The following is a 14,345-nucleotide window of genomic DNA, read 5'->3' on the forward strand; positions in this document are numbered from 1 at the left end:
GATCTGCGGCATGTTGATCAGCGGAATGGTCGCGACGTTGTTCCCTCCCCGCCTGGCTGCAGGCCCACACCGGCGTCGAGATCGTGTGCCGGGACCGGGCCGGCGCCTGTGCCTGTGCCTGTGCCGAGGGTGTGGCCTGCGGCGCACCTACCTGCTCGCCGTCCTGCGCGAGGCCGTGTCGAACCCTGTCCGCCACACCAGGGCCGCCCGAGCCGGCGTCGTCGTCCACGCCGGAACGGCCGGCCGGGGTGGACGGCCGGTGCCTCTTGACGAATGACAGGAGTGGACGACGCGACGGCCCCCGCGGCCGGCGTCGAGGTGGACGCCGAGCGCGGGGGCCCAGGTGTGGCGACGGGGGTGTGGCGGACGGGGTGCGCCGCCGCGATGGCGGGTGCCTACTCCGGGGAGGACCCGTAGTAGGCGGCGCGCATCAGCGCCTGCATGTCCTCCAGCATCGGCATCCGGGGGTTGGCCGGCGCGCACTGGTCCTCGTACGCGTTGAGCGCCTGCTGCGGGAGCGCGTCGAGGAACGCCTTCTCGTCGACGCCGATGTCCCGGAACGACCGCTCGATCCCGACCGCGTCACGCAGGCGCTCGACCGCCGCGGCGAGCGACTCGACCCCCTCGGCCGGGGTGGCGGCGGGCAGGCCCAGCGTCTGGGCGATCTCCTGGAACCGCTCGGGGGCGCGGTAGTCCTCGTACTTGGGCCAGCCCGACAGCTTCGACGGGACGGTGCCGTTGTAGCGGATGACGTGCGGCAGCAGGACGGCGTTCGTGCGCCCGTGGGCCACGTGGAACGTGGCGCCGAGCGTGTGGGACATGGCGTGCACGATCCCAAGGAAGGCGTTGCCGAAGGCCATTCCGGCGATCGTGCCGGCGTTGTGCATCTTCTCCCTGGCCGCCGGGTCGGCCGCGCCGCGGGTCACCGCGCGCTCCAGGTAATGGAAGATGAGCCTGATGGCGTGCAGGGCGGGACCGTCGGTGAAGTCGCTGGCGTAGACCGAGACGTACGCCTCGACGGCGTGGGTGAGGGCGTCGAAGCCGCTGTCGGCGGTGACCACCCGGGGCAGGTCGGCGGCGAGGACCGGGTCCACGATCGCGACGCTCGGGGTGAGCGCGTAGTCGGCCAGCGGATACTTCTTGCCGGTCGCGGTGTCGGTGATCACGGCGAACGGCGTGACCTCCGCGCCCGTGCCCGAGGTGGTCGGCACGCACACGAGGCGGGCGAGCTCACCCAGGGCCGGGAATCGGAACGCGCGCTTGCGGACGTCGAAGAACTTCTCCTTCATGTCCGCGAAGACGACCTCGGGGTGCTCGTACCGCAGCCACATGACCTTGGCCGCGTCCATCACCGAGCCGCCGCCGAGAGCGACGATGGCGTCGGGCCGGAACGCGCGCATGACGTCGGCGCCCTTGTCGACGGTCGCCACGCTCGGCTCGGGCTCGACGTCGTCGATGATCTGCAGGGCCACCCGCTCGCCGCGCCGCCGCAGCACGTCGACGACCCGGTCGACGTACCCCAGGCGGGTCATCACGGCGTCGGTCACGATCGTGACGCGGTGCACGTCCGGCATGTCCGCCAGGTAGCGGATCGCGTTCGGCTCGAAGTAGATCTTCGCCGGGACCTTGAACCACTGCATGTTGTTGTTGCGCCGCCCGATCCGCTTGATGTTGACCAGGTTGACCGCGGAGACGTTGTTCGACACCGAGTTGTGCCCGTAGCTGCCGCAGCCCAGGGTCAGCGACGGCAGGAACGCGTTGTACATGTCGCCGATGCCGCCCTGGGAGGCGGGGGCGTTCCAGATGACCCGCACCGCCTTGACCCTGGTGCCGTACTTCTCGGCGAGCGCGGCGTCCTCGGTGTGGATGACGGCGCTGTGCCCGAGGCCGTCGAACTCGACCATGCGCTCGGCGAGGACCAGGCCCTCCTCCCGGGTGCGGGCCCGCAGCACGGCGAGCACCGGGCACAGCTTCTCCCTGGTCAGCGGCTCGCTCGGGCCGACTTCCCGCACCGGGACGAGGATCAGGGAGGTGTCCGGCGGCACGGCGAAACCGGCCCGCTCGGCGATCCAGTGCGGAGACCGCCCCACCACGTCGGGGTTGAGCCTCGCCTCGGAGCAGGAGGCACCGTGTGCCGTCACCCCGAACACGAACTCCTCCAGCTTCGCCTTCTCCTCCGGCGTCGCGACGTACGCGTGGAGCCGGGCGAACTCCGCCAGCGCCGCGTCGTGGATCTCGTCGTCGAGGATGACGGCCTGCTCGGAGGCGCAGATCATGCCGTTGTCGAACGTCTTGGACAGCACGACGTCGTGGACGGCCCGGCGCAGCTTGGCCGTCCGCTCGATGTAGGCGGGGACGTTGCCCGCCCCGACGCCCAGGGCCGGCTTGCCCGCCGAGTACGCGGCCCTGACCATGGCGTTCCCGCCGGTGGCGAGGATGACCGACACGCCCTCGTGCCGCATCAGCGCTCCGGTCGCCTCCAGCGAGGGCTCCTCGATCCACTGGACGCAGTGCTCGGGCGCGCCGGCCGCGCCGGCGGCGTCGCGGACGATCCTCGCCGCCTCCGCGCTGCAGTGCTGGGCCGCCGGGTGGAACGCGAACACGATCGGGTTGCGGGTCTTCAGCGCCAGCAGCGCCTTGAAGATCGTGGTCGAGGTCGGGTTGGTGACCGGCGTGACGCCGCAGACCACCCCGACCGGATCGGCGATCTCGACGATGCCGTCGATCTCGTCGCGGGAGACGACGCCGACCGTCTTGAGGCCGGCCATGCTGTGGGTCACGTGCTCGCAGGCGAAGATGTTCTTGACCGCCTTGTCCTCGAACAGGCCGCGGCCGGTCTCCTCGACCGCCAGGCGGGCGAGCGCCGCGTGCCGGTCCAGCGCGGCGACGGACGCCTTCTTGACGATGTGGTCGACCTGCTCCTGGGTGAAGGACTCGTACTCCGTCAGTGCCTTCAGCGCACCGGTCACGAGCGTGTCGATCGCGGCGTGCACCTCGGCGGGCAACGCGTCTCCGGTCGGGGAGTCGGTCATCTCGATCACCTCATGGGGCTTGGGCGGGCGGCTTGTCACCCTCATCCTTCTGCGGGAACCGCTTCCGGGCCGCCGCACAAGGACCCCGTCCCCCAGGACCAAGGTCATCGGTTTCCGGCGTCGCCGGGCGCTCTTCCGGGCGCCGCCCCTGCCTGCCAAGAGTGATCGGTCCCTCCGTCCGGCGACGGAAGTCCCCGTTCGTCGGCCCCTCGGGCCCTGCCGCCAGGCCGGCGCGGCGAAAAGACTGGCGGCGTGGCCATGCGGTCGTGGTGGTCACGAGCGGAGAAGTTCCTCCACCCGGGGCGCGTGAACGCGTCGCGGACTCCACGAGAAGGTGCGCCATGATGCCTCCCTTCGCCACCGACCTCGCCGTCCGGCGGCTGGTCGCCGCCACCGGACAGGCGCCCTCGGTGCTCAACACCCAGCCCTGGCGGCTCAGAGCGGTCCGGAGCGAGTTCGCCGAGCTGCTGGCCGACCCCGACCGGCGGCTCCGGGTCAGCGACCCCCGCGGGCGCTCACTGCACGTGAGCTGTGGCGCCGCCCTGTTCAACCTCCGGCTCGCCCTGCGGACGGACGGCCACCGGCCGTTGGTCTGGCTGCTGCCGAACACCGCGGCGGAACCCCGGCTCCTGGCCGCCGTCCGGGTGTCGCCGGACGGCCCCGCCTCCTCGCGGACTCGGGAACTGTACGACTCCATCGGCGTGCCGCGCAGCCATTAGTGCGGGGAGGCGATTCCACCGTGTCATGCGCTGTTCGCTCCGGCGTTGCTGCGATCCCAGGCACTCGCGCTCGTGTACTGCTCCGTCCGCCGAGGCGACGTCGGTGAGCGGACGGCGAGGACGATCCTCGACGGCATCCGTTCCTTGCGTATCCGGCTCTGTGGGACCGCGTGCTCCAATCCGTCGCCTGGGAGGTCGCCCGCACCCTGGACTGGCCGGACACATATAGGGCAGAGTACATCGCACTGACCCGGCTCCAGGCGGACACGCTGGTGACCTTCGACGACGACCTCTCCAAGACGCGAGCACAATGGTCACAACCGCTCCGCTGACGCAGCTGCTCCAGGCACCATAGTCACTCGGCGGCGAGTCGCTCGCAGCGTGCAGGTCTTGCTGTGTACGCCGTCTCATCGAAGGTGGCCAGCAACACGTCCTTGCCCTAGCCAGGGCCGAGCCGCTCGACCAAATGCTTGACACGCCGCAGCGCAACGATGGTCCTTCCGGGGCCGCCCGTGACGCGTTCGGGACGCTGTGAAACCTCTTGAGCGCCTCACGGACCGGTTGGTCGGTCAGCCACCTAAACCCGCTCCGTACCCGCACTCGCGTTCGACCGACCCCTCGTCACATCACTTTCAGTGACTATATAGTTACTCAATACTTGCCGCCTATATCGACGAAAGCCTTCGCCGCCGCCCCCAGGACGACAGCGTCTACGCGATGGCCGCTGTTGTCATAGATTCCGCCGACCACGAGGCGGTACGCGCGAACCTTGAATCCCTTCGCCTGGGCAAGAGCTCTCGCCTTCATTGGCGAGACGAATCCCCCACCCGACAACTCGTAATCACTCAGCGGCTTGCCACCATGCCTATTCGAGGCATCGTCACGGTGTACCTCCACGACAAGGAGGTCCGAACGGAGCGAGCCCGCCGACGATGTTTAGAGCGGCTGCTTCTGGAGGTCGAGCAGATCGGCGCATCGAAAGTGGTAATCGAGAGCAGGTCGCCCGAGCAAGACCACCTCGATCGAGGACTTCTGACCGGGCTACGCATGGCAAGTACTCTGCCGAAGAGTCTGACGGTTATGTGGCAGCCCTCCGTCAGCGAGCCGCTTCTTTGGGCTGCGGACGCAGTTGTCAGCGCTACAACCTGGTGGCTGGATGGCCGTGCCAACTACTACGACCTGCTCATCGAGCAAGTCCACACGATCTGCCTTGAATGACCAGAACAGCGCGAAGGCCGGACGCCCGATTCCATCGGGAGGCCCGGCCTCACTTCCACACCCCAGGGGGTGCAGCCCCCTAAGTATGCCTCACTGTGGGTGAACGGGCAAGCAGCTTTGGGTGACGGCTGCAACTAGAGCCCCATCCAGCGGCGGAACTCCGACTCCTACCGGGGTTGCGGGGCGGTGCGGCCGTACGGACGCAGTGGCGCCCTGCCGGTCCCGTCCCACAAGACGTCCGTGGCGACGGCGAAGCGTCGCACGGCCACCGGCAGCGCGACCCCTTCCGTGGCGGCCGACTCCTCGAGCCGGTACGCATCGGGCGGAGAGTGTATCGGCCGGGCTCTGGACGAACACCGCGGCGACGAGCGGCCCGAACCCAGCCCGGACTCAACGGAGGCCGGACGTCCAGGAAAGGTAATGTTCATGAACAGCGCCGAGATCGTCTTGCCGTCATATGGGTAGCGCATCGTCAGCGCGAACACCAAGCGTTGCACCGAGTGAGTAGACGTCGGGGGCATGTTTTCTTCGGGGCGCCTACCTGCTCGTGCGAGACCCCTACACGATGGGGCTATAAAACTGAGAAACAGGGAGATACTCGCCCAGCCGCCGCGACGTCCGATATCCCCCAAACGGCCTATTCCTTGCGATTCGCACCCTTGTCACCCAAGCTACACGATAAGACCATTTTGCTCTGATTTTCTGTGAATCGCATTCACCATTGCCTCCTATGCTCGGTCCGAGTATGGTCTCTTTCGTCCACCGGGTATCCAGTGCGCCGATCCTTGGCCGGCAAGGACTCATCACCCCTCCTGCGCGCTCCAGCCATGCTTCGCCCGGACCCGGCGGCACGATTGACTCTTCTCTGTCCACGGACGGTTCGCGCCCCACGAAAAGAAGGGGGACACGATGCGGCGACTCTGCAACGGGAAGGGCCCGTATGACCGGCGCCCCGCGCCACTCGGCGACGTCAGCGCCCTGGCCGCGTTCGAACACGTCGGCCTCATCACAGCGGACGTGACGGCCCGCGTGACCCCGGACGACCTGATGATGATCCGGCACTACCCGCCGACGGTACGCAGAGGAGTCCTTAGTCACCTGAGGCTCGGTGATGTCCGGCCGATACCCCGGCCCGCGCTCATCAATCTCACCCGCATCCTCCAGGGGAACGACGGGCGAGCGTCAACCTCCCTCACCTGCGCGCTGAGCGTGCCCCTCCTTCCCGGGTTCGACAACCATGACGATCTCTCCGAGGACACGTGTGCCCGGCTGCTGAGTCCCGGCGACACCGCCGACGCCCTCTCCAGGGCACCTGTGCTCGCCATGACGCTGACCAAGGCGCCCCAGGGGCTCGCCGACAGGGTCGTCGACCTCGTCCTCACCCACATCTACTGCCATGACATGCCACTGTCGGCTGTGGCGCTCGCCCTGCTCGTGGGCTCCGCTGAGCGCATGAATGCCGCCGCGGCGGACGCGCTCCGATCCGCCTGGCGAGAACTGCGTGCCGGTCATCCCGCGCTTCCCGAAACGCCCATCACGTTCTCCCAGCTCCGGGAGGCCGCCCTGTCCCTCCCATCCGATGGATCGCTCCAGGCGCCCCATGTCGACGGGTCTCATGACGAAGAGGAAGCGATGCCCCCGATGGTTCGCGAAGCCGCTGAGGACGATCAGCGATCGTCCGCCTCGACGTTACGAGCGGAACTCGATCTCCTGCGCCGGACACTCAGCAACGCAACGGACGCCGCCGACCGAATCCGGCGGGCCTTCGCCGACGCCGGACGGCCTCTCGACGAGGATGTCGAGATGATCCTGCGTGGTGTGCAGGAGTTCGACGGGCTGCGAAGCAGGATCGAGGCCGTACGCGGCTCCACGCTCTCCGGCATGACCGCCGACTCACTCCAGCACGAGATCATCCAGCTCGAGTCCGCGGACGCCCGGCGCAGACGAATCCTCGCCCTGGCCCACATCGACGGTCCGCCAAGCCTCGAAGGTCTCCTGCAACAGGTCCGCGAGGCCGCTACGGTGGAGAGCCCGATCCTGGAGTCGCTGGCGGAGCTCGTCAGTCCGGCCGGCGACTCCGGCGACGACGACTCCCTGGACCGGATCGTCGAACTGCAGGACCGCTTCCTCCAGGAGGCGCCCCCCGAATGGCGGAAGCTGGGCTTGGCCGCCGTGCGGGGTTGGCTGACGGTTCCGGACCCAGCCGACGTGATCCTTCCAGCTCCCCCGTCCGGCGGTGCGCCTCAGGGGAAGTGCGACGACAAGGCGGCCACCGCACCAGACGGCGCGTCGTCCGGAGGCTCCACGCACGCCGATAGGGCGCAGGATGGCGAGGGAGGGGCCGCCCCTCGGACGGACGAGCCGCGGGCACCCTTCTCGCCGTCCGCCGCGGAGGTTCCGCCCGAGCCGGCGCACGTGGACGGGAACGCCGGCCCGGACGGCCCCGCCGAGCCACACGGCACGGACGAACAGGACGCACTCGCCGACCTGGACGCCTTCATCGAGATTGTGGCGCAGCCCGTCAAGAACACGCCGCCGCCCCCGGTGAGGAGCGGTGCGACCGCGCCGCAGGATCTCGGCCCCTCTTCTGGTACGGAAACGACCGCGGACGGCGCGGACGGCGGTGCCGAGGGGGCACACGCCCGGCGAGCCTCCTCCGGCCGCGCCGCTGAGCTGGCCGGCACCGAGCCGTCCGGGAGCACTGGGCCGTCCGATAGCGCTGGCCTGACGCACCGCGCGGAGCCGACATGCGACACAGGGCCGGCAAACGACATTGGTCTCACCGGTGGCGCGGGACTCACCGGCGCGGAAGCCCAGGCCGAGGCCGCCGCGCTCCGTGCCGGGCGGTTCGGGTTGGCGGCGTGGCTGCGTGATGCCGCCGGCGGATCACCAGCAGAGGTGAGCGCGCGGCGGTGCGCCGCGATCGCCGCCGAGATGAGCGAGTTCGCTGGTCGGCTGTCGGCCGCCTTCACCGAATCCGCCGGCAACGTGACTGTGAAGACCCTCGGCGACGATACTCCAGGCCAGCTGCTGGCCTGGGCCGCCGCACTGCGCAGCGGCTTGGTCCACCCCACCCCGGAAGCGACCCGTCTGCTGGGCGAGCTGCCGCCGGCGCTGTCGCGCTGTCACGGTCTTAGGGAGTACGGCGAGGCGTTCCGCATGATGGCGGAGAACGGAGCCTATCTGGTGCCCGGCCTGTCCGAACGGATGCACGACGCCTCGCGGGCGGACGAAAGCCGGGAACAGGCCACCGCCGCCGCGGCCAGGTTTCTAGAGGAGGGCCCATCTCAGAAGATCAAGTACGCGCTGGCCACGGAGGTCTGGAAGACCCTGATCCTGGACGACTCCTCGGGCCCGGGGAAGCTGCTGGCGATCGCCGCCCGCGACGACGAGTCTCTGGTCGACGAGACCGAACGCGAACTCGACCGGATCAGAACCGGCGGCGAGATCGACCGGCTGATCGACGAGACGGCCAAGGCCCGTGCCTCCCGTAAGGGAGCCGACCGCATCCACTCCGGCGCGCGGGCGAAACTGATCGAAAAGATCGAGAAGGCGCTCGACCTCGTGGCCAGCTGGGTGGCCGCCGTCAACGAGGTGAAGTCTTTCCAGACAGACGGCTCCGGCGTCTTCCGGGTCGTCCGGCACCTCGACGAACTCCGCACGACCGTGCACACGTATCGGGCGCAGGTGGAGGAGGAGATCTCCGCCCTGGCGGCCTCCGCCGACCCGCTCGTCGCCGCCGCGGCGAGCGGGGTCTCGCGGCTGGTCGGCGACACCCTGCGCCTGCTGGACGGCGGGCCGCTCACCCAGCCGGAGCGGCTGATCAGTCACCTGCTCAACGGCGACCTGCTCCTATCTCCCACCATTGGCTTCGACGGGGACACCGTCATGCCGCGCGCCCGGCCCGCTTTGGACGACCTGCTTCCTCTCTGTGTAGCCGGCGACCGCGACTGGCGCGCGGCCTTCGAGGCCCGCGCCGGGTCAGGCGACCACCGAGGCACGCGGGCCCTCCTGTCGGTGCTGTCCCAGCAGGACCACACCCTTCACGCGGAGCTCCGCCAGCGCAGGGACAAGCTGGTCGAGGAGGCCCGGCACGAGCGTGGCGACCGCGTCGACGGCATCCAGGACCGGATCGCGGAGTGGCGCCGTGCGGGAGTGCTCCCCGAGGTAGCGGCCAACCGGTTCTCCGCCGCGCTCCAGGCTCTCGGCAACGACGAACGGGACGACTTCGACGTCATCACCCGCGAACTCGACGTCCTGGAGCGCGATGCCGCGCGAATCCGCGACGAGCAGATCGCCGCGGAGCTGGCCGTGCTGACCGCGCTGAGCGCCGAGAACGCCGACGTCGCCGCCGTCCGGGACCGCATCGGCACCTACATCGAGGACGGCGACCTAACCACCGCCCGCGAGTTCATGGCGCAGGCGAAGAGCGGCAAACGGCTGCCGGAGATATCGGACACGGTTCACCACCTCGAGCGGTTCTTCCCGCATTTCCCGCAGGCCTTCGAGAACATGTCCGCCCGGCTGCCGGCCAGGCAGAAGGGCCTGGAAGGGGCAGAGTGGCTGCAACGGCTCAAGGACGCGCTCCGTACGGGCCAGGAGGTCGGCGAGCCCGAGCTGGGCGCCCTCCTGCGCCGGACCGGGCTGTCGATCTCCGGCGTCCCTCGCAGCCGGCGAGGCGTCGCGGGAGACGGCCTGCGCCTTTGGCACGCGATGTCCCAGGGGCCGAAGGGTGCGGTAAACCTCAGGTCCGCCATCGCCGCGGTCCTGCAGGTGATCGGCCTGGAGGGCGCGCAGAGGGCGTCCCGGGAGGAGCGGGACCGGCTCTGGATCACGCTCGACCAGGTGCGCACGATCGTCGATCCGCAGCTGCCGGCCTTCGGCTCCCGGATTAGCCCGTCGGGTGACCGGCTCCAGCTCCTGCTGGTGTGGCGATCCCCGGGCCCACAGCAGGTCGTCGAGTGGCTGAAGGACCAGCCGGCCGACCAGACCGTCCTCGTCCTGTACTTCGGCGTGCTCACCGTGGAGCAGCGCCGCCAGCTGGCCGCAGTGAGCCGCAGACGTCCCACGCCGGTCGCGGCGTTCCTGGACGACGCCGCAATCAGCTACCTCGCCTGCCTTCCCGACGCGGACTGGAGCACGACGGTGAGCCTGCTAGCCCCGTTCACCGCCACCAATCCGTATGCGCCCACGGGCGACGTTCCGGAGGAGATGTTCTACGGCCGACGGGACCAGTTGCAGGAGGTGATCAGCCGGGCGGGATCCTCCTTCGTCTACGGCGGGCGGCAGCTCGGCAAGTCCGCGCTGCTGCGCAAGGCCGAACGGAACATCCGCAAGACCGATCCCAACCGGCTGGTCGTCTCCGAAGTCATCCAGAACATCGGTAAGATCGAATCCGTCGCCGCGTTGTGGCGGACACTCGCCGACCGGCTCAGGCAGGCCGAGGTCCTGCCGCTGTCCTCGGCGCGCTCGATCGGCTCGGAGGAGGTCTGCCGGGGCGTGAAGGATTGGATCGAGGCCGATCCGGCGCGGCAGCTGCTGATCCTGCTGGACGAAGCCGACGAGTTCCTCAACGCGGACGCGAGGGACGCCTCCTTCGACAACGTCATCGCGCTGCGCAACCTTATGAACGAGACGGACCGGCGGGTGAAGGTGGTCTTCGCCGGCCTGCACCAGACGGCCCGCTTCGAAAGCCTGTCCAACCAGCCGCTCGCGCATCTGGGTACCCCCATCGCGGTCGGCCCGCTCGACCCGCAGGACGCGTACAGCCTGCTGACCAAGCCCCTGGAGGCGCTCGGGTTCAGGTTCACCCCTCGGCTGGGGGCGCGTGTCATCGCCGAGGCGAACAACGCTCCGGCGCTCATCCAGCTGTTCGCCGACGCTCTGCTGACCCGACTGCGCCGGATCTCGGCGACGCAGACGGCCCTGCCGTACGAGATCACGCGAGAGGACGTGGAGGCGGTCTGGCGGGACAACAAGCTCGCTCGCGGTTTCCGTGACCGCTTCGAATGGACACTAAACCTAGACAAGCGTTACAAGGTCATCGCCTATACGGTCGCGTTCCACGCGCTCGACGAGGGTGCCGTCGGCGAGCTGACGGCCGGCCAACTGCGAGCCGAATGCCTGGACTGGTGGCCGCACGGGTTCAAGGACTCGACCAGCGACGGGTTCCGCGGGCTGCTGGAGGAATGTGTCAACCTCGGCGTCCTCGCGGCGGACGGTGAGCGCTACCGGCTGCGCACACCGCACATCCTCAACCTGCTGGGCGGCGCCGACGAGGTGGTGGCCGTGCTCGATCAGGCCGAGACGTTCGAGCGGCCCGAGGAGTTCGACGCGCAGTGCTACCGCGACGCCTACAAGGAACACGGCGAGCGCTCCCCCCTGACCGGCAGCCAGGTGATGCGGCTGCTCAGCCACCGCAACACGCTGCATGTGATCGCCGGCTCCCCGGCCCTGCAGATCAACCGGGTGGCCGCCGCTCTGGAGGAGGCCGCTTCCCGGACCGGGCAGGCCCGGACACTCCGGGTCGGGGTGGACGGTCTCACTCTCCGCGGGGCGCTGCAGCGCGCCGAGCAGGGATCCGGCCATGACATCGTGATCGTCGACCTCGCCGGTCAGCAGCCCACGAAGACAACCACCTCCGTACACTGGGCGGCAGAGGCGATCACCGCGGTGACCAAGGGAACCCGCTCCATTGCCCTCGTCGCGCCGCCCGAGCACGCCTCGGAGTGGCTCTCGGCGGTTCGAGGGGCCGACGCCGGAGGCGACGGTCCCGGCGGCCTGACCGGCTGCGCCGAACTGATCGAGCTCCAGCGCTTCAACCAGGCCGCCGTCCGGCAGTGGATGCACGAGGTCGACCTCGGTTTCCAGGACAGGTCGAGTCAGGACTCGCTGCTGCGCACCACCGGCGGCTGGCCGTTGTTGATCAGCAGGGTGGTCCGGACGCTGGCCGCCAGCGACGCCGATCCCGAACACGCTCTGGAGCGATGCCGTGGCTTCCTGGCGGAGGCTCCGGAGGAGTTCGTCCGATCGACCGGGGTGCTCACTGGCCCGGCACTCGACGCCGCGTGGCAGACCCTGGTGGAGATCCTCGACACCGCGGAGAGGCCGGAGACGCTCGCCGGCATCCTCAGTGACGACACCCGGCTGTCGGAACCGAACCTCTTGGAGGAGGGCTTCACCTCGACCGCGGACCTGGTGGAGGTGCTGCGGATTCTCGGCGCGCTGGTTTCCCAGGACGACGGGACGCTGAAGCCGGAGCCCGTCCTTCTGCAGGCCACCCTGAGGATGGGGTTTTCGCGGTGACGGACCTTCTCCTCCCGGTTCTGCACGCCGCGGCGGAGGTGATCCTCTCCCGGCCGGGGATGGCCGGCAGAGGACACGACGCGGAGCGGTTCACCGCCGACAACCGTCAGGTGATCGTCGACGCGCTGGTCCGGGTGCCGGCCCTCCGCGCCAGGCTTCGCGAAGACCTGGCAGCCGACCATGGCCAGCCGGAAGCGAAGGCCGTCGTCACCCTGCTCCTCTCGCCCGACGACGACGTCGTCCGGGCCGGCTTACGCCTCGCGGAGCGGTTGAACAGGGAGAGCGCCACGCGCCGTACCCTGCGCAAGCGTCATCAGGAGAAGACCGACGATCTCCGTAGCAGGCTGGCGACGGCCAAGGGGCGGCACGAGCACTCCGATCGGGCCTTCCAGAGCGCCAGGGGCGCGCTCGCCGACGCCGAAAAGCGCGCGGAGGAGCTGGACACCCAGGTAGCGGCCTTGCAGCGGCGGCTGCACGATCCCCGCGTGCTGGCGTCCAACCTGCTGGCGATCCTGCAGCGGGCCCCGGACGCCGACGACGAGGGGCCGGAGGCGCGCGACCCGCGTAACCTCCGGACCGGACAGGGCCAGGGGTCCGAACTCCCACTCATCCTCGCGGCGCAGGCCGCCGGTATCGCGCCGGAGGTTCTCGCAACGGCGTTCCAGGCCATTGCCGCGCCCCCGCAACCGGTGCCGGCGCCGCACCGGGTGACCGTAACCGGCGAACGTCACCTGCGCGTTCACCCTATCGGCGCTGCGGAGGAGATCGGCGGGTCCAGCGTGCTCGTCGAGGCGGGCGGAACCCGCCTGCTGGTCGACGCCGGGCTGCGGCCCGGTGATCCGGCGCTCCCTCCGCGCGACATCGACCAGGCCCTGACCGGGCCGATCCACGCCGTCGTGGTCACACACGCGCACACCGACCACTGCGGCTACGTCCCCGCTCTGGTCGAACGCCTTCCGGACCTGCGGATCCTGGCCACTCCGGAGACGACCGTGCTGATGCCCCGGATGTGGGCCGACTCGGCGAAGCTGATGAGCGATCGGGAACGGCTCTACCGCCAATGGGGCGCGGGCGGCGAGGTCCTGTACTCGCGCCGCGCGGTCGAGGCGGCCGTACAACGCTGCGAGGAGATCCCGTTCGGCGCCGTACGCAGGATCGGCGATCTCTCGGTGGAGTTGTTCCCGGCCGGGCACATCCTCGGCGCCGCCGGAGTCGTCGTCCGGGCCGGTGACCAGCGTGTCGTCGTCACGGGTGACATCTCCGGCTTCCGCCAGGAGACCGTGGACGGCTACTCCCTGCCCGACTCGGCCCGTGAGGCGGATCTCCTCGTCATGGAGTCCACCTGCTGCACCGAGGATCACAGCGCACGGGAGACCCGCGTCACCGACCTCGTCCGCGCGGTTGAGGAGGTGTACACGGCCGGTGGACGCGTGCTCATCCCGGCCTTCGCGCTGGGCCGGGCGCAGGAAATCGCCATGATCATGCGCAGGCACCTGCCGCACGTGCCCGTGCTGCTCGACGGGATGGCCGCCGATGTGACGTCGTCCTTCGAGCGCATCACGGCGGACCGGCCAGCTCCGCTGCGCATCCTCGGCAACGGCGTGTCCCGCGCGCGGCGTCCCGATGACCTGAACCTGTTCGCCTCCGGCGTCGTGATCACGACATCGGGCATGCTCACCGGGGGTCCCGCCGTGCAGTGGGCCGCCCGGATCCTTCCGGAGCCCCGCAGCGCGTTGTTCCTCTCCGGCTACCAGGACGAGGAGTCCTCCGGCGCCAGGCTGCTCCGGCTGGTCGAGGAGCAGGCGCCGCACCTGTCCATCAACGATCATGGTGTGCAGAAGGAGGTCCCGCTGCGCGCCCGCGTCGAGATGATGCGCCTGTCCGCCCACGCCGACAGGAGAGGGCTCATAGACATCGCCGACGAGGTGGGCGCCCGCGAGGTGATGCTCGTGCACGGCCTGCGCCACCGCCAGCGGGACTTCGCCAAGGTCCTGCAGGTCCGGGGCCACACCCCGGCGACGACCGCCCGGTGGGGCAGCGACTGACCAACCCCTCCGCAAGGGACCGACTC

At 69.7% G+C, this 14,345-nt stretch carries 7 protein-coding genes; 6 read left to right on the forward strand and 1 reads right to left on the reverse strand.

All coding sequences use genetic code 11. The features are described from left to right. The first annotated feature begins 273 nt into the window (after positions 1-273). Positions 274-417 carry a hypothetical protein gene (locus FED44_RS36660; RefSeq protein ID WP_187406083.1) on the forward strand — a complete coding sequence of 48 codons (144 nt, stop codon included), beginning with the start codon at positions 274-276 and terminating at the stop codon, positions 415-417. Here FED44_RS36660 and adhE read toward each other — a convergent pair. Then, positions 396-3,032 carry a bifunctional acetaldehyde-CoA/alcohol dehydrogenase gene (gene adhE, locus FED44_RS26985; RefSeq protein WP_138462474.1) on the reverse strand — a complete coding sequence of 879 codons (2,637 nt, stop codon included), beginning with the start codon at positions 3,030-3,032 and terminating at the stop codon, positions 396-398. The genes FED44_RS36660 and adhE overlap by 22 nt on opposite strands. A 341-nt stretch (positions 3,033-3,373) precedes the next feature. Here adhE and FED44_RS26990 point away from each other — a divergent pair, with 341 nt between their 5' ends. The 5 genes from FED44_RS26990 (at position 3,374) to FED44_RS27010 (ending at position 14,319) form a co-directional block, all read left to right on the forward strand. Continuing rightward, positions 3,374-3,751 carry a hypothetical protein gene (locus FED44_RS26990; protein WP_187406084.1) on the forward strand — a complete coding sequence of 126 codons (378 nt, stop codon included), beginning with the start codon at positions 3,374-3,376 and terminating at the stop codon, positions 3,749-3,751. Between the two features lie 170 nt (positions 3,752-3,921). Beyond that, entirely contained in the window at positions 3,922-4,083 is a 162-nt protein-coding gene (locus tag FED44_RS36665; protein WP_208759196.1) for a hypothetical protein, read from the forward strand. A gap of 385 nt (positions 4,084-4,468) precedes the next feature. Then, a complete protein-coding gene (locus tag FED44_RS27000; RefSeq protein ID WP_167521604.1) occupies positions 4,469-4,969 on the forward strand; it encodes a hypothetical protein in 501 nt (166 codons plus the stop codon). 909 nt (positions 4,970-5,878) lie between these two features. Next, positions 5,879-12,274: an nSTAND1 domain-containing NTPase gene (locus FED44_RS27005; RefSeq protein WP_138462476.1), complete on the forward strand. Its 6,396-nt coding sequence runs from the start codon at positions 5,879-5,881 to the stop codon at positions 12,272-12,274. Continuing rightward, complete coding sequence (locus FED44_RS27010) at positions 12,271-14,319, forward strand: MBL fold metallo-hydrolase (RefSeq protein WP_138462477.1); 2,049 nt, start codon at positions 12,271-12,273, stop codon at positions 14,317-14,319. Before FED44_RS27005 ends, FED44_RS27010 begins: the two co-directional genes overlap by 4 nt. The last annotated feature ends 26 nt before the right edge of the window (positions 14,320-14,345 follow it).

Source organism: Microbispora triticiradicis (genome assembly GCF_005864065.1).
Lineage (GTDB): Bacteria > Actinomycetota > Actinomycetes > Streptosporangiales > Streptosporangiaceae > Microbispora > Microbispora triticiradicis.

Coding starts and splice junctions, on each gene's coding strand:
- FED44_RS27000 (WP_167521604.1), top strand. CDS start 4,469: ATGGCCGCTGTTGTCATAGATTCCGCCGACCACGAGGCGGTACGCGCG.
- adhE (WP_138462474.1), bottom strand. CDS start 3,032: ATGACCGACTCCCCGACCGGAGACGCGTTGCCCGCCGAGGTGCACGCC.
- FED44_RS36660 (WP_187406083.1), top strand. CDS start 274: ATGACAGGAGTGGACGACGCGACGGCCCCCGCGGCCGGCGTCGAGGTG.
- FED44_RS27005 (WP_138462476.1), top strand. CDS start 5,879: ATGCGGCGACTCTGCAACGGGAAGGGCCCGTATGACCGGCGCCCCGCG.
- FED44_RS26990 (WP_187406084.1), top strand. CDS start 3,374: ATGATGCCTCCCTTCGCCACCGACCTCGCCGTCCGGCGGCTGGTCGCC.